14 protein-coding genes are annotated in these 15,601 nt (G+C 73.3%); 6 read left to right on the forward strand and 8 right to left on the reverse strand.

Features of this window, described 5'->3' with window-relative positions:
* Positions 1-108: 108 nt before the first annotated feature.
* Positions 109-1,644 (reverse strand): tRNA (N6-isopentenyl adenosine(37)-C2)-methylthiotransferase MiaB, encoded by a 1,536-nt coding sequence (miaB, locus tag ACFV4F_RS26605; protein ID WP_380498306.1) that lies wholly within the window; start codon positions 1,642-1,644, stop codon positions 109-111.
* A 94-nt stretch (positions 1,645-1,738) separates the two neighbouring features.
* On the opposite strand from miaB, the gene ACFV4F_RS26610 reads away from it, so the two are divergent.
* The gene (locus ACFV4F_RS26610; protein ID WP_380445402.1) at positions 1,739-2,758 is read left to right on the forward strand and encodes a TAXI family TRAP transporter solute-binding subunit; all 1,020 of its coding nucleotides are present in this window, start codon (positions 1,739-1,741) and stop codon (positions 2,756-2,758) included.
* A gap of 31 nt (positions 2,759-2,789) precedes the next feature.
* On the opposite strand, the gene ACFV4F_RS26615 is transcribed toward ACFV4F_RS26610, so the two are convergent.
* A complete protein-coding gene (locus ACFV4F_RS26615) occupies positions 2,790-4,217 on the reverse strand; it encodes a sensor histidine kinase (RefSeq protein WP_380445401.1) in 1,428 nt (475 codons plus the stop codon).
* Positions 4,218-4,223: 6 nt separating this feature from the next.
* Positions 4,224-4,976: a response regulator transcription factor gene (locus ACFV4F_RS26620; RefSeq protein ID WP_380445400.1), complete on the reverse strand. Its 753-nt coding sequence runs from the start codon at positions 4,974-4,976 to the stop codon at positions 4,224-4,226.
* Positions 4,977-5,398: 422 nt separating this feature from the next.
* Between ACFV4F_RS26620 and ACFV4F_RS26625 the strand changes: the two genes are divergently transcribed.
* The 5 genes from ACFV4F_RS26625 to ACFV4F_RS26645 all read left to right on the forward strand — a co-directional run bounded on the left by ACFV4F_RS26625 (position 5,399) and on the right by ACFV4F_RS26645 (position 10,599).
* On the forward strand, positions 5,399-6,154 hold the full coding sequence (locus ACFV4F_RS26625; RefSeq protein ID WP_380445399.1) for an amino acid ABC transporter ATP-binding protein: 756 nt from the start codon (positions 5,399-5,401) through the stop codon (positions 6,152-6,154).
* Between the two features lie 121 nt (positions 6,155-6,275).
* A complete protein-coding gene (locus tag ACFV4F_RS26630) occupies positions 6,276-7,175 on the forward strand; it encodes a glutamate ABC transporter substrate-binding protein (protein ID WP_380498307.1) in 900 nt (299 codons plus the stop codon).
* 45 nt (positions 7,176-7,220) lie between these two features.
* Positions 7,221-7,871: an amino acid ABC transporter permease gene (locus ACFV4F_RS26635; protein WP_380445397.1), complete on the forward strand. Its 651-nt coding sequence runs from the start codon at positions 7,221-7,223 to the stop codon at positions 7,869-7,871.
* On the forward strand, positions 7,868-8,719 hold the full coding sequence (locus ACFV4F_RS26640; protein WP_380445396.1) for an amino acid ABC transporter permease: 852 nt from the start codon (positions 7,868-7,870) through the stop codon (positions 8,717-8,719). The genes ACFV4F_RS26635 and ACFV4F_RS26640 overlap by 4 nt, the downstream gene beginning before the upstream one ends.
* Positions 8,720-8,859: 140 nt before the next feature.
* Positions 8,860-10,599: an FAD-dependent monooxygenase gene (locus ACFV4F_RS26645; protein WP_380506053.1), complete on the forward strand. Its 1,740-nt coding sequence runs from the start codon at positions 8,860-8,862 to the stop codon at positions 10,597-10,599.
* A gap of 370 nt (positions 10,600-10,969) precedes the next feature.
* Here the strand turns inward: ACFV4F_RS26645 and ACFV4F_RS26650 are convergent, their stop codons facing one another.
* The 5 genes from ACFV4F_RS26650 to ACFV4F_RS26670 all read right to left on the reverse strand — a co-directional run bounded on the left by ACFV4F_RS26650 (position 10,970) and on the right by ACFV4F_RS26670 (position 15,517).
* A complete protein-coding gene (locus ACFV4F_RS26650; RefSeq protein ID WP_380506056.1) occupies positions 10,970-12,010 on the reverse strand; it encodes a regulatory protein RecX in 1,041 nt (346 codons plus the stop codon).
* 7 nt (positions 12,011-12,017) lie between these two features.
* A complete protein-coding gene (recA, locus tag ACFV4F_RS26655; RefSeq protein ID WP_380445392.1) occupies positions 12,018-13,136 on the reverse strand; it encodes a recombinase RecA in 1,119 nt (372 codons plus the stop codon).
* A 259-nt stretch (positions 13,137-13,395) separates the two neighbouring features.
* The gene (locus tag ACFV4F_RS26660) at positions 13,396-14,643 is read right to left on the reverse strand and encodes an AI-2E family transporter (protein ID WP_380506059.1); all 1,248 of its coding nucleotides are present in this window, start codon (positions 14,641-14,643) and stop codon (positions 13,396-13,398) included.
* A gap of 81 nt (positions 14,644-14,724) precedes the next feature.
* The gene (locus ACFV4F_RS26665; RefSeq protein ID WP_359964912.1) at positions 14,725-14,919 is read right to left on the reverse strand and encodes a DUF3046 domain-containing protein; all 195 of its coding nucleotides are present in this window, start codon (positions 14,917-14,919) and stop codon (positions 14,725-14,727) included.
* 43 nt (positions 14,920-14,962) lie between these two features.
* A complete protein-coding gene (locus ACFV4F_RS26670) occupies positions 14,963-15,517 on the reverse strand; it encodes a GNAT family N-acetyltransferase (protein ID WP_380506062.1) in 555 nt (184 codons plus the stop codon).
* Positions 15,518-15,601: the final 84 nt, after the last annotated feature.

Genomic DNA, 15,601 nt, shown 5'->3' on the forward strand with positions numbered 1-15,601 from the left:
TTGCGACGCCCGGCCACGGCACCAGCCGAGAAGCACGGCGGCCCGGCGGGACCCGAAGGTCCTGCCGGGCCGCCGGAGCGTCCTTCGCGGGGGCGGGCGGGGCGGGCGTCAGTCCCCGCAGCAGCCGCCCGCCGGGGCCGCGAGCGGCAGCGCCGCCGGGGCGCCGATGCTCGGCAGGCCGAGCATCACGCCGGCCGGCTTGGCGGCGGGCTTGGCCTGGCGCTTCTCCCACGCGTCGCCCGCGCGGGTGCGGCGCACGGCGAGGGCCGGGCCCTCGGCCAGCAGGTGGTGCGGGGCGGCGTAGGTGATCTCGACGGTCACCACGTCACCCGGGCGCACCGGCTCGGCGGGCCGCGTGCTGTGCTCGTCGTTCAACCCTCGAAGCCTCGGGTTGAAGTGCACGAGGCGGTTGTCGGGGGCGCGTCCGGAGAGGCGGTCGGTCTTGCCGTCCTTCTTGCCCTCGCCCTCGGCGACCAGGATCTCCAGCGTGCGGCCGACCTGCTTCTTGTTCTCGTCCCAGGAGATCTCCTCCTGGAGCGCGATGAGCCGGTCGTAGCGGGCCTGCACGACGGCCTTCGGCACCTGGTCCGCCATCTCCGCGGCCGGGGTGCCGGGGCGCTTGGAGTACTGGAAGGTGAACGCGTTGGTGAAGCGCGCCTCGCGGACGACGTGCATCGTCTCCTCGAAGTCCTCCTCGGTCTCGCCGGGGAAGCCCACGATGATGTCGGTGGAGATGGCCGCGTCCGGCATGGCCTCGCGGACCTTGCGGATGATCCCGAGGAAACGGTCCTGCCGGTAGGAGCGGCGCATCGCCTTGAGGACGCGGTCCGAGCCGGACTGCAGCGGCATGTGCAGCTGGTGCATCACGTTCGGCGTCTCGGCCATCGCGGCGATGACGTCGTCGGTGAAGTCGCGCGGGTGCGGGGAGGTGAAGCGGATCCGCTCCAGGCCCTCGACCTGGCCGGCGGCGCGCAGCAGCTTGGAGAAGGCCTCGCGGTCGCCCAGGTCGGAGCCGTAGGCGTTGACGTTCTGGCCGAGCAGGGTCACCTCGATGACGCCCTCGTCCACCAGCGCCTCGATCTCGGCGAGGACGTCGCCGGGGCGGCGGTCCTCCTCCTTGCCGCGCAGCGCGGGCACGATGCAGAAGGTGCAGGTGTTGTTGCAGCCGACCGAGATCGAGACCCAGGCGGCGTAGGCGGACTCGCGGCGGGTGGGCAGCGTGGAGGGGAAGGTCTCCAGCGACTCCAGGATCTCGACCTGGGCCTTCTTCTCGACTGCGGCCCGCTCCAGGAGCGCCGGCAGGTGGCCGATGTTGTGGGTGCCGAACACCACGTCGACCCAGGGGGCGCGCTGGACGATGGTGTCGCGGTCCTTCTGCGCGAGGCAGCCGCCGACGGCGATCTGCATGCCCTGGTTGCGGCCCTTGGCCGGCGCGAGCTGCCCGAGGTTGCCGTACAGCTTGTTGTCGGCGTTCTCGCGCACCGCGCAGGTGTTGAACACCACCAGGTCCGGGTCGCCCTCGGGCCCGGCCTTGACGTAGCCCGCCTCCTCCAGCAGCCCGGACAGGCGCTCGGAGTCGTGGACGTTCATCTGACAGCCGTGCGTGACGACCTTGTAGCTCTTCAATCCGCTCTCACCGCTCACCAGACCAGGGTACGGGCACGCGTGAAGGGCGTTTTCACGGACGGCGGCCCCGCGGCCCCTCCCGTTCTGCCGGGGCGCCTGGCACTATCCCTGCATGACCCCCACCGTTCCCTCACGTCCGGGCGCCGTGCTCCGCGCGGCCGCCCGAAGCCCGCTGTGGCGGACGGTCCTGGTACTGGCCCTGCTGCTGGCGGGACTCGGCGGGTGGTGGCTCTCGGCGGGCCGCTCGCCCGGCTACCCGCGCGGGGAGACGCACTTCGCGACGGGCGTGCAGCGCGGGGTCTACGACCGGTACGGGCAGCTGCTGCAGGCGCACGTCGCCAAGTCGATGCCCGGGGTACGGCTGGCGCTGGACAACACCGACGGCTCGGTCGAGAACCTGAAGCGGGTGGCCGACGGCCGGGACCAGTTCGCCATAGCGACGGCCGACGCCGTCGCCGACTACCAGGGGCCCGGCAAGGACCGGCTGCGGGCGATCGCCCGGCTCTACGACGACTACCTCCAGCTGATCGTCCCGGCCTCCTCGCCGGTCCAGCGCACCGCCGACCTCAAGGGCCTGCGGGTGGGCGTGGGCCTGCCGCAGTCCGGGGTGAACCTGGTGACCAGGCGGCTGCTGACCGCCGCCGGCCTGGACCCGGACCGGGACATCAAGGGCGTGCCGGACGGGGTCGGCGACGCCGCCGACGACCTGCGCGAGGGCAGGGTGGACGCCTTCTTCTGGTCCGGCGGCCTGCCCACCAGCGCGCTGACCGACCTCTCCGACCACGTCCGGATCAGGATCGTCCCGCTGGCCGACCTGTCCGAGCAGCTCCACAAGGCCGAGGGCGGCGGCACCGACGCCTACCGGGCGGCCACCATGCCCAAGGGCACCTACCCGAACGCCGAGCCGCAGGACGCCGTCGCCACCGTGGCGGTGCCCAACCTGCTGATCACCCGGGACGACGTCGACCCCGGCCTGGTCCAGGGCATGACCGAGGCGGTGATCGACAGCCGCGACCAGATCGGCGCCCAGGTCCACGCCGCCCAGCTGGTCGACCTGCGCACCGCCGTGTACACCGACCCGCTCCCCCTCCACGAGGGCGCGATGCGCTACTACCGCTCGGTCAAGCCCTGACCTGGCGCGTCCGCGACCACTGCTTCCCCGACTACTGCTTCCCCGGGCGGGGCACGGCCAGGGTCACCGCGAGCCCGGTCGGCTTGACCGGGGCGAAGCCGAGCGAACCGCCGCCCGCCAGCAGCAGGGTGCGGGCGATCGACAGGCCGAGCCCGGAGCCGTCCACGTTCTGGTGCCGCGGGCTGCGCCAGAACCGGTCGCCCGCCCGGGAGACCTCCTCCTCGGTGAGGCCCGGCCCGGCGTCGCTGACCGTCACCGCGACCTCGTCGCGCCGCACCGCGACCCGCAGCCGCACCCGGCTGCCCTCCGGGGAGAACTTGAGCGCGTTGTCCAGGACCGCGTCCAGCGCCGAGCCGAAGCCGATCGGGTCGGCCATGCCGAGCGCGAGCGCCGGGCCGTCCCAGCGCAGCTCGATGCCGCGCTGCACGGCCACCGTCCGCCAGGCGTCGACCCGGGCGAGGGTGAGCGCGGCGAGGTCGGTCGGCTCGGGTTCGGGGCGGGCGTGCTCGGCGGTGGCGAGGCCGAGCAGGTCGTCCAGCACCCGGGCCAGCCGGGCGCCCTCCTCGCGGACGACGCCCAGCTCCTCCTCGTGCCCCTCGGGCAGTTCCAGGCCGAGCACCTCGACCCGCAGCAGCAGCGCGGCCAGCGGGTTGCGCAGTTGGTGGGAGGCGTCCGCGACGAAGGCCTTCTGCTGGTCCAGGGCGAGCACGACGTGGTCGGCCATCTCGTTGAACGAGTGCGCCAGCCGCTGCAGTTCGGGCGGGCCGCCGCCGGGGGCGACCCGGGCGTTCATCCGGCCGGTGGCGATGTCGTGGGTGGCCCGGTCCAGGGTGCGCACCGGGCGCAGCACCCACTCGGTGAGCCGGACGGCGAGCAGCACGGCGACGATCATCGCGGCGGCCTCGCCGGCCCCGATCACCAGCCAGCTGTGCAGGATCCGGGTGCGCAGCGCCCCGGTCGGCGACTCGCTGAGCACCACGGCGACGACGTCGCCGTCGCGCACCACCGGGGCTGCGACGATGACCGTGCGGTCACCGGTCCACGGCCAGACCTGGGGCGGGTTGTGGCTGCGCCGCCCGTCCAGCGCCTCCTGGAAGGCCTGGGCGCCGGAGCCGCCGGAGGGCACCGTCCAGTTCTTCGGCGCGGCGGCGATCGGGACGCCGTCGCGCTGGAAGATGCCGAGGCGCACGCCGTACAGGTCGTAGTAGCGGGCGACCTCGGCGTCGATCGCGTTGCGCCGGCTGAGGTCGCCGGGGGCGGGCCCCGGGTCGCCCTTGCGCGCCGCGTCCGAGGTGCCGGAGGTGGGCAGGTCCTGGGCGAAGCGGGCGGCGTCGTCGAGCCGGTCGACGACCACCTTGGTCTGCTGGGCCGCCGCGACCGCCGCCGCGAGCGGCAGCCCGAGGGCGGCCAGGACGCAGACCATCAGGGCGAGCAGGATGCCGAGCAGGCGATTACGCACGTACGGTCAGTGCTCCGCGCCGGCCGGGGGCGCGTCCGGGGCGGCCGCCGGGCACTCGGGGATCAGCCGGTAGCCGACGCCGCGCACGGCCTCGACCAGGCCGGGCAGGGCGAGCTTGTTGCGCAGCGAGCCGATGTGGACCTCCAGCGTGCGGCCGTTGCCCTCCCAGCCGCTGCGCCACACCTCGCTGAAGATCTGCTCGCGGCGGTAGACCACGCCGGGGCTCTGGGCGAGCAGCGCGAGCAGGTCGAACTCCTTGCGGGTGAGCGGCACGTCGCGGCCGTCCACGCTGACCCGGCGGCGCTCCCGGTCGATCCGTATGCCGCGGGACTCCAGCGGACCGCGCTGCTGCGGGACCGCGTCGGGCGCGGCTGGCGAGGCGGCGGAGGGCGCGGCGCCGCGGCGGGCGACGGCGTGGATGCGGGCGAGCAGTTCGCCCATGTCGTACGGCTTGGTGACGTAGTCGTCGGCGCCGAGGTTGAGGCCGTGGATCCGGGAGCGGATGTCGGCCCGGGCGGTGACCATGATCACCGGAACGCCGCTGCCGGCCCGGATCCGGCTGCACACCTCGAAGCCGTCGCGGTCGGGCAGCCCGAGGTCGAGCAACACCACCCGGTACGGCTCGTTGCCGTCCGGCACCAGCGCGTCCAGGGCCTCGTGCCCGCTGCGGGCGTGCCGGACCTGGAACCCGTGCCGTCCCAGCACCGCGACCAGCGCGGCGGCCACGCGTTCGTCGTCCTCGACGAGCAGTAGTCGCATGTCTCCTCCTTCCCCGTTCCCCGACGTCTCCAGGGGCCCCGGGGACTCCCCCGGGCGGTGATCACCGGGGCCGCTCGGTCGGTCCCGGTCCTGCGCAGTATGGGCCAGCGGGCCGCCGGACGCCAGGTTCGGCCGCGCGGCGGGGCCCCGCGGGACGCACCGCGCGGGCGCCGTCCACGTCAACCGTGCCCCGATCGCGGCCGGACGAACAGCTTGCGAGCGCCGTGTGGCCGTTTCGTGATGCTCAAGTTCCGCTCAGATCGGCTGACGAGGCATCGTCACGGCTCCTATGGTCGGCCCACCGGGGGCTGCGGCTCCGCCGGCTGCGGCCCCCGGATTTCGTACCACCATTGCAGCCCAAGGGAGTTCAGACTTCGCGCGGGCCGAACGAGAGAGCAGGCGCGATGACCGGGAATCCGATCATGGACTCGAAGTCCGCAGCCGCTCCGCTGGTCGTGCTGGACGGCGTGAACAAGCACTACGGCGCCCTCCACGTGCTCCAGGGCATCGACCTGCGGATCACCCAGGGCGAGGTCGTGGTGCTGATCGGGCCCTCCGGATCGGGCAAGTCCACGCTCTGCCGGACGATCAACCGGCTGGAGACCATCGACTCCGGCACCATCACCATCGACGGCCGCCCGCTGCCCGCCGAGGGCAAGGAGCTGGCCCGGCTGCGCGCCGAGGTCGGCATGGTGTTCCAGAGCTTCAACCTGTTCGCCCACAAGACCGTGCTGGAGAACGTGGTCATGGGCCAGGTCAAGGTGCGCAAGGTGGCGCGCCCGCAGGCCGAGAAGACGGCCCGGGAGCTGCTGGAGCGCGTCGGCGTCGGCGCGCAGGCGGACAAGTACCCGGCCCAGCTGTCCGGCGGCCAGCAGCAGCGCGTGGCGATCGCCCGCGCGCTGGCCATGAAGCCGAAGGTGATGCTCTTCGACGAGCCCACCTCGGCCCTCGACCCGGAGATGGTCAACGAGGTGCTGGAGGTCATGCGCCAGCTGGCCGCCGACGGCATGACGATGGTCGTGGTCACCCACGAGATGGGCTTCGCCCGCTCCGCCGCGAACCGGGTGCTGTTCATGGCCGACGGCAAGATCGTCGAGCAGAACACGCCGGACGCCTTCTTCACCGCACCGCGCTCCGAGCGCGCCAAGGACTTCCTCTCCAAGATCCTGCACCACTGACGCTCCGCCTCCCCCGGAAGGCCGGCCCGCCAACGGCGCCGGCCGGCCCGCCCCTGCGCACAACTTCCAGACGCCAGAGCCCGGTTGACCCCGTGGCCCAGCCCCCAGGAGAACAACCCTCATGAGGACTCGTCGCACCCTCGCCGTCGCGCTCTGTGCCGTCGCGCTCACCGCCACCGCCGCGTGCGGCAAGGACGGCTCGCCCGACGCCGCCGCCACCCCCAGCGGCGCCCCCGCGCTGCCGACCTACACGGTCAAGACCGACGTCAAGATCGACTCGGCGGTGCTCGCCGAGGCCCACAAGCGCGGCCAGCTGATCATCGGCGCCAAGGCCGACCAGCCGTTCCTCGGCTGGGAGGACGTCGCCAGCGGCGACCGCAGCGGCTTCGACATCGAGATCGCCAAGATGGTCGCCGCCGACCTCGGCTTCACCCCGCAGCAGATCAAGTGGCAGACGCTGGTCTCCTCGCAGCGCGAGCCCGCCATCGCCAAGGGCCAGATCGACTTCTACGTCGGCACCTACAGCATCAACGACGAGCGCAAGAAGTCGGTCTCCTTCGCCGGCCCGTACTACATCGCCGGCCAGGACCTGCTGGTGAAGGCCGACAACAAGGACATCACCGGCAAGGACGCGGTCACGGGCAAGAACGTCTGCACCGCCACCGGCTCGACGTCCATCAAGAACATCCAGCAGTACAACCCGAAGATCACGCAGTTCGACACCTACTCGGCCTGCGTCGAGAAGCTGCTGTCCGGCGAGGTCGACGCCGTCACCACCGACGACGCGATCCTCAAGGGCTACGCCTCCAAGTACAGCCCCAAGCTCAAGGTGGTCGGCCAGCCGTTCACCCAGGAGAAGTACGGCGTCGGCCTCAACAAGGACGACGCGGCCCTGCGCAACGCCATCAACGACTCCATCAAGGCGCACCAGGACAACGGCGACTGGAAGAAGGCGTACGACGCGACCCTCGGCCTCTCCGGCTCCGCGGCGCCCACCCCGCCGGCCCTCGAGCGCTACTGATCCACCCGCCCGATTCCTTACCGCTCCTGAGAGGAGGGCCGCCGGATGGGTTTCCTGTTCGAGGACGGCAACTTCACGCTGTTCCGCGACGGCTTCCTGCAGACGATCGAGCTGAGCGCCCTCAGCGCGCTGCTCGCCCTGCTGCTGGGCACCCTGCTGGCGGCCTTCCGGGTCTCCCCGGTCCCGGTGCTGCGCGCCTTCGGCACCGGCTGGGTGACGATCTTCCGCAACACCCCGCTGACCCTGCTGTTCTTCGCCGTCGAGTTCGGACTGCCCGCGCTCGACGTGCACTTCGAGCACCTCACCTTCGCGACGCTGGCGCTCGGCGGGTACACCGCCTCGTTCGTCTGCGAGGTGCTGCGCTCGGGCATCAACACCGTGCCGCTCGGCCAGGCCGAGGCCGCCCGCAGCCTCGGCATGACCTTCGGCCAGACGCTCACCCTGGTCGTCCTGCCGCAGGCCGCCCGGACCGTGCTGGCCCCGATGAGCAGCGTGTTCATCGCCCTGCCGAGGAACTCGGCGATCGCCGGCGCGTTCAGCGTCGGCGAGCTGTACAGCGCGCAGCAGACCTTCTCCGAGCGCGGCTACTCGATCTTCTCGATCTTCTTCTGGGTGGCCTGCGCCTACCTGGTGATCAGCGCCGTGATCGCCACCCTGTTCCGCATCCTGGAGTCCCGACTGGCGGTGGCCCGATGAACAGCCCCTTCACCCGCGGCTCGACCGCCAGCGTCCTGTACGACGCCCCCGGTCCGAAGGCCCGCACGCGGTACCGGCTGTTCGGCGTGCTGGCGTTCGTCGCGATCGCCGGCCTGCTCTGGTACGCCGTCACGGCGCTGTCCGACAGCGGCCAGTTCGACGCCGGGCTCTGGGACGTCTTCCAGTACAACACCATCCAGCAGCGGATCCTGGACGGCCTGCTCTCCACCCTGGAGGCCTTCGGCCTGGCGGCGCTGTTCTCGCTCACCCTCGGCTCGCTGCTCGCCGCCGGGCGGCTGTCCGACCACAAGCCGGTGCGCTGGGTGTGCACCGCGATCGTCCAGTTCTTCCGGGCGATGCCGCTGCTGATCCTCATCGTCGCGCTCTACTACGCGTTCTTCGCCAAGGACCCGATGTGGGCGCTGGTGCTCGGCCTCACCCTCTACAACGGCGCGGTCCAGGCCGAGATCATCCGCAGCGGCGTCAACGCCGTCCCCCGGGGCCAGTCCGAGGCGGCGTACGCCCTCGGGATGCGCAAGACCCAGGTGATGGCCGGCATCCTGGTGCCGCAGGCGGTCCGCTCGATGCTGCCGACGATGATCGGCCAGCTGGTCGTCACCCTGAAGGACACCTCGCTCGGCTTCGTCATCACCTACCACGAGCTGCTGTTCGTCGGTAAGGCGATCGCGAGCCAGCCGATGAACGCCGCGGGCTTCCCCTACATCCCGGTGGTCCTGGTGATCGGTCCGATCTACGTCGCGATGTGCCTGTTGCTCACCGCGCTCGCCCGGTGGATCGAAGCACGCGGCCGTCGCGGCGCGAACCGGCGCACTTCGGCTGCTGCTTGACGGACACGCAGGTGAACTGTTGCATTGCTCTTCGTGACACCTCCCGGGAGCTTCCACGCGGCATATGACGCCAGCCTGACGGCCTGCCCATGCCCGGCCTTCCGGGCCCGAACGGTCCACCCCCGCCCGGAGGGCCCGGCATGGACCCGGTGATCGTGGTCGGGGCCGGACCGGTCGGTCTGGCCCTGGCCCTCGCGCTCGCCCGGCACGAGGTGCCGACCGTCGTCCTGGACGAGGGCTCCGGGCTCTGCCCCGAGGGCCCGCGCAGCGTCGTCCTCGGGGCCGACTCCACCGCCTTCCTCACCCGGATCGGCTACCCCCGGGCCGTCTCCGACTCCGCCCTCTGGGACTCCTTCGCCATCTGGCGGCGCCGCCAGGAGGTGCTGCGGATCGACCTCACCGACTCGCCCGCCTTCCACCTGCCGCAGCACCGCCTCCAGCGCGGCCTGCGCGACGCCCTCACCGGCACCCCGCTGGTCAGACTCGTCCCGCTCAGCCGCGTCACCGAGCTCGTCCAGGACCGCGACGGCGTCAGCGTCCGCACCCACGGCACCCAGGACGGCTCCAGCACCTGGTGGCGCGGCAGCCACCTGGTCGGCTGCGACGGCGCGCGCTCCACGATCCGCAAGCTCCTGAAGATCCGCTTCCCCGGCCGCCCGGCCGTCGACCGCAACGCCATCGCCACCGTCCGGGTCGACCTGCCCTTCGACGGCGCCCGGCTGCACCGCGAGCCGCCGTGGCGCGGCGACCGCGAGGCCTCCGCCCGCCCCCTGCCGGACGGCGTCTGGCGGCTCGACTGGCGCCTGCCGCCCGGCCGCCCGGCCCCCACCGAGCAGGTCGACCCGCACGCCACCTGGCCCGGCGTCGTCACCGGCGACACCCTGCTCAACCGCGTCACCGCGAGCCTCACCGGCTGGTGCGGCGAACTCCCCCGCTTCGAGCTGCTCGCCGCCGCCGACCACACCGCCCAGCAGCGCCTCGCCGCCCGCTTCCGCAGCGGCCGCTGCTTCCTCGCCGGCGACGCCGCCCACCTGCACGGCGCCCTCGGCATGCAGAACCTCGCCGACGGGCTGCGCGACGCCGACAACCTCGCCTGGCGGCTCGCCCTCGCCTGGCACCTCCACTCCGGCGGCCCCCAGCCCGGCGGCTCCCTCCTGGACGGCTACGAGGCCGAGCGCCGCGGCGCCGTCGGCGCCCGGCTGCGCGCCGTCGACCAGTCCATGCCGCTGCTGCGCCCGCTGCGCGGCTGGCAGCAGACCCGGCGCTCGCTGCTCGTCGGCGGCTTCCGCAAGCACGCGCCGCTGCTCGCCGACGGCCAGCTCGGCACCGGCCGCTTCGGCGGCGCGCCCGCCTACCCGGCGGCGCCCTCGGGCGTCCCCGGCCGGGTGCCGGTCCAGCGCGGCGCGCGCACCACCACCTCGCTCAGCGAGCTGCTGCCCGCCACCGCCCCCGGCGTGCTCGTGCCCGACCTCCCGGTGCTCTCCGCCGACGGCAGCCCCGACCACCTCCACGCCCGGCTCGGCTCGACCTTCCTGCTGCTGCTCGTGGCCCCCGGCACCGCCGTCTGGTCCGCCGAGCACTGGCTGGGCGCCGGGCTGATGCCCCGGCTCGCCGAGGTCGCGAACGCCCTGCCCGTCCCGGCCGAGGTGCTCGTCGCCGAGGAGTACCCGGACGCCGGCCCGCACACCGTGCTGCTGATCCGGCCGGACGGGCACCTCGTCGGCGTCACCCAGGGCGCCGCCGCGGAGGACCTGCTGGCGCTCGCCGACCGGGCCCGGGGCGGCCCGGCACCGCTCACCGGCGCGCCCGAGCCCGAACCCGAGCCGGCCCCGGAGGCCGTCCCCGAGCGGCTCGACCCCTCTGCCGCGCCACCTCGGTGACCCGGCTCTCCTGGACCACTGTCACCCGGATCCGCCCCGGGTGGGTCAGCTCCTCGGACACCCGCCGGGCGACCTCCCGGGCGATCAGCCCGGCCCCGAGGTCGTCCACCACCTCCGGCCGCACCATGACGCGCACCTCGCGCCCGGCCTGCACGTTCCGCCGCTACGGGACCCGGTAGCGCAACGCCCCCGGGGTGCGCACGAGTTCGGGGTGCTCCCGCCGCCCCGGACGGCCGGCAGCACGTCCTCGCCGACCCGCACGCAGCCCTGCTCGATCTCCTCGCGGCTGCACCGGCACCCGCTCCCCTCGGTCACCACGTCCGGTGCGCGTCCTCCGGTTCGATGCGGTGCGCCGGGCCCCCGAGGCAGCTCAGTCGTCGGCTTCCGCGTCCTCTTCCTCGATGGCCGCGCGCACCACTCGGAAGGCCAGCCCCTCGGAGTAGCCGCGCCGGGCCAGCACACCGACCAGCCGCCGCATCCGGGCCTGCGGCTCCAGCCCGCGGGTGCTGCGGAGCTTGCGGTCGACCAGGGCTCGGGCGGCCTCCGTCTCGTCGTCATAGTCGAGCTGGGCCACGGCCTGCTCGACCAGGTCGGCGGCCACGCCCTTGGTCCGCAGCTCCTGGGCGAGCGCCCGCCGCGACAGGCCCCGGACGGCGTGCCGGGACTCCACCCACGCCGCGGCGAAGGCCGCGTCGTCGATCAGCCCGACCTCTTCGAGCCGGGTGAGCACCTGGTCGGCGACGTCCTCCGGGATCTCCCGCTTGCGCAGGGCGTCGGCGAGCTGCTTGCGGCTCTTGGCGGTGCCGGTGAGCAGCCGCAGGCAGATGTCGCGGGCGCGGCTCTCGGGATCGGCGTGCTCCTCGGCCCGGGCCCGCTTCGGCTCGCGCGGCCGGGCCTGCTCGCCGTCCGGCTCGGCGTCCGGTTCCGTGCGTCGGCGCCCAGCCGACCGGCCACCCGCCCGGCCACCCGACCGTGCGCTCGTCCGCCCGCGCGGGGCGGAGGCGGCCGCACCCCCGTGACCGGCCGCCTCCCGGTAGTCCGCCGGTTCCGCGCGGTCCGCGTGCTCCCCGTACCCGTCGGCGTCCTCGGCCAGCGCCGAGCGACGGCGCCGACGGCCGGTGGGCAGCTCGGAGGCGGAGACCAGCCCGAGCCCGTCGGACAGCCCCTCCGCCGGACCCGGTCCGGGCGCCGCGCCGCGCACCGCCCGGACCGGCGCCCGGTCGAACTCCGGCTCCGCGCCGGATGCCCCTCGCGCCGCCGAACGCGGCTCCCGACGGCGCCGCGGCCGGACCGGGCCGGTCGCCGACGGCTCCGGACCGGGCTCCTCCGCCACGGCGGCGAACCAGTCCGGCGGCCCGTGGTCGTCGTCCGGCGACGCCGGGCCGGCGCCGCCCACCTCGTCGTGCTGCATCAACGGCTCAGGCCTTGGCGGCCGCCGCCGTCTTCTTCGCCGCGGCCGTCTTGGCGGCGGCCGCGGTGATCGGCTTGGCGGCGCCGTCCGCGGCGGCGGTGTCGGCCGCGCCCTCGGCGGGCTCCTCGACCTTCGGGCCGATGCCGAGCTTGCCCTTGATCTTCCGCTCGATCTCGTCGGCGAGCTGCGGGTTGTCCCGCAGGAAGTTGCGGGCGTTCTCCTTGCCCTGGCCGAGCTGGTCGCCCTCGTAGGTGTACCAGGCGCCCGACTTGCGGATGAAGCCGTGCTCGACGCCCATGTCGATCAGGCCGCCCTCGCGGCTGATGCCGACGCCGTAGAGGATGTCGAACTCGGCCTGCTTGAACGGCGCGGCGACCTTGTTCTTGACCACCTTGACGCGGGTGCGGTTGCCCACCGCCTCGGTGCCGTCCTTCAGGGTCTCGATCCGGCGGATGTCGAGGCGGACGGAGGCGTAGAACTTCAGCGCGCGGCCACCGGTCGTGGTCTCCGGCGAGCCGAACATGACGCCGATCTTCTCGCGGAGCTGGTTGATGAACACGGCGGTGGTGTTCGACTGGTTCAGCGCACCGGCGATCTTGCGCAGCGCCTGGCTCATCAGACGGGCCTGCAGACCGACGTGCGAGTCGCCCATCTCGCCCTCGATCTCGGCGCGCGGGACGAGCGCGGCGACCGAGTCGATGATCACCAGGTCGATCGCGCCGGAGCGGATCAGCATGTCGGTGATCTCCAGAGCCTGCTCACCGGTGTCCGGCTGGCTGACCAGCAGGGCGTCGGTGTCCACGCCGAGCTTCTTGGCGTAATCCGGGTCGAGCGCGTGCTCCGCGTCGACGAACGCGACCGTGCCGCCGGCCCGCTGGGCGTTGGCCGCCAGGTGCAGCGTCAGGGTGGTCTTTCCGGAGGACTCGGGGCCGTAGATCTCGACCACCCGGCCCCGGGGGATGCCACCGACCCCGAGGGCGACGTCCAGGGCGGTGGACCCGGTGGAGATCACGTCGATCGGCTCGTTGGCCTTCTCGCCGAGGCGCATCACCGAGCCCTTGCCGAACTGTCGCTCGATCTGGGCGAGTGCGGTCTCTAGGGCCTTCTCGCGGTCCGTACCTGCCATGGCCTTTTCCTTCGGGTTCTGTGCTGTGCGCTTCATCGTCCTCGACGCTAGCGCGTCCCACTGACAAACGAGCCCGACCGGGCTCCGCCTGTGGAAAACTCCTCGCCGGAGAGTACAAAGAACATCTGTTCGATTCAAGCGTCGCACGCCACCGGGGGCGCGCACCGAACCCCGCCCGCCCCTCCCGGTGCGACCGGAACGGATTCAGCCCCGTTCGATTCCGTTCGATTCCACGGGGCTCCGGGCGGGCCGGTCCGGCTCAGCCCGCCTCGTCCGACCCGCCGCCGACCATCCGCCGCAGCCGGCGCGCCGCCTCCCGGCGCAGCTCGCGCCGGGCCCGCCGCTGCTCGCCGCGGTCGATCCGCGGGTCGGTCGCCACCTCGTAGCGCCGCACGTACGTCCCGACGAAGCCCTGCAGCGTGGCCGCCGCCGGGATGGCGATCAGCGCGCCGACCGCCCCCAGCAACGCCGCGCCCGCGATCACCGCCCCGAACGCCACCGCCGGGTGCACGTCCACCGTCCTCGCGGTGATCCTCGGGTGCAGCAGGTAGTTCTCGACCTGCTGGTACACCACCGTGAACACCAGCACCCACAGCGCGTCCACCGGTTCCACGGTGAGCGCCACCAGCACCGGCAGCGCGCCCGCGAGGTACGTCCCGATGGTCGGCACGAACTGCGACATGACGCCGACCCAGATCGCCAGCGCGGCCGCGTACGGCAGGTCCAGCAGCGCGAACATCACCCAGTGCCCAGCGGCCGACACCACCGCGAGCAGCGCGCGCGAGTACAGGTACCCACCGGTCTTGGCGAGCGCGATCTCCCAGGCCCGCAGCACCTCGCCCTGCTTGGCGGGCGGCAGCAGCGAGCAGACCGTCCGCCGGACCCTCGGGCCCTCGGCGGTGAAGTAGAAGGTGAACAGTCCGACCGTGAAGGCCTGGAAGAGGCCGCCGATCACGGTGGAGGACAGGCCCCAGACGTTGTCGGCGGCCTGCTGGGCGTAACCCTCGATCGTGCCGGAGTCCTTGAGCAGCTTCTTCTGCAACTCGCCCAGCGAGACGTCCTGGTGGAACGTCCCGTTGAACCACGTGATCAGGTTGTCGACCAGGTGCGGCAGGTCCCCCGCGATCTTCGCGACCTGGTCCACCAGCAGCGTGCCGAGCGCCGCCAGGAACCCGAGGACGGCGACCGCGACCGCGACGAACACCAGGAACGTCCCGACGCCCCGACGCACCCCGCGGGCGGCCATCCGGTCGACGGCCGGCTCCAGCGCGAGCGACAGGAAGAAGGCCACCAGGAGCATCACGAAGAGGTCGATGAGCTGGCGGAACGCCCAGTCCGCGAGCTGGAACAGGCCGAGCAGGACGAACGCGAGCACCATCGCCCTGGGCAGCCAGCGCGGCATCCCGCCGCCCCAGAGCCCGCCGCCCCCGTCCGCCGCCTTGGCCGACGTCTCGGCCGGCACCTCGGCCGACCTGTCCGAATTCTGGTGTTCTGTGTCACTTGTCACCGGGACAGTCTGTCCCATCGGCCCGGCGGCGGAGGCCGGTTCGGCGACATCCGGCCGTCGTCCGGGGGACGGCGGAGCCGCTCAGCGGAGCAGCGCGGAGACCCCCTGGGTCTCGCAGACCGCCCGCCAGACGTCCTTGGCCTCCCAGCCCGCGTCCAGCGCCTGCCGGACCGTCCGGCCGCCGAGCTCGCTCATCACGTGGTCGGAGGCGAAGGACTCCGCGTACGTCTCCCCGAAGTGCTCGTACATCCGTCGCCAGAACTCCGTCAGCCTCATGCCGTCCAGTATCCCGGACCGGCCGCCGGAGCCCCCGGGCGCGTCAGCCCCGCCACCGCGCCCGCTCCAGGGCGTACTCGACCTCGCCGTGCTCGCTGCCGGGGATGGCCTCCGGGTGGTCCTCGTGGAAGGTCCGGACGTACGAGAAGCCGCTCTTCTCCATCACCCGCCGGGAGCCCGCGTTGACCGTCATCGTGTACGCCACCACCCGCTCCACGCCGAGTCCGGTGAAACCGCGGCGGACCAGCGCCCGCGCGCCCTCGGTCGCGTACCCGCGCCCCCAGGCGGCCCGGCGCAGCCGGTACCCGAGCTCGACCTCGCCGCGCTCGCCCGCCACCGTCGGCCGGAACTCGAACCAGCCCAGGAAGGCCCCGCCCGCCCGCTCCTCCGCAGCCCACCAGCCCAGGTCCCCGTAGCGCTCGTAGTGCGCGAGGTAGAGCGGCAGCAGCTCGCCCTCCACGACCTCCCGCGGCGTCGGCCGGCCGCCGGTGAGGTGGCGCATCACCTCGGGATCGCCGTCCAGCTCGACCAGGTGGTCCGTGTCCGCGGCGGTGAAGCGGCGCAGCACGAGCCGTTCGGTGGCGAGGAATGCGGTCATGCCCCGATCCTCGCCCGCCGGCGCTCGTCCGTCACCCGCTTTTCCGGGCCGCGACGGGCACCGCCCGGGCCGCGACGGGCGCCG

The sequence above is a fragment of the Kitasatospora sp. NPDC059722 genome (assembly GCF_042733235.1).
Classification (GTDB): Bacteria; Actinomycetota; Actinomycetes; order Streptomycetales; family Streptomycetaceae; genus Kitasatospora.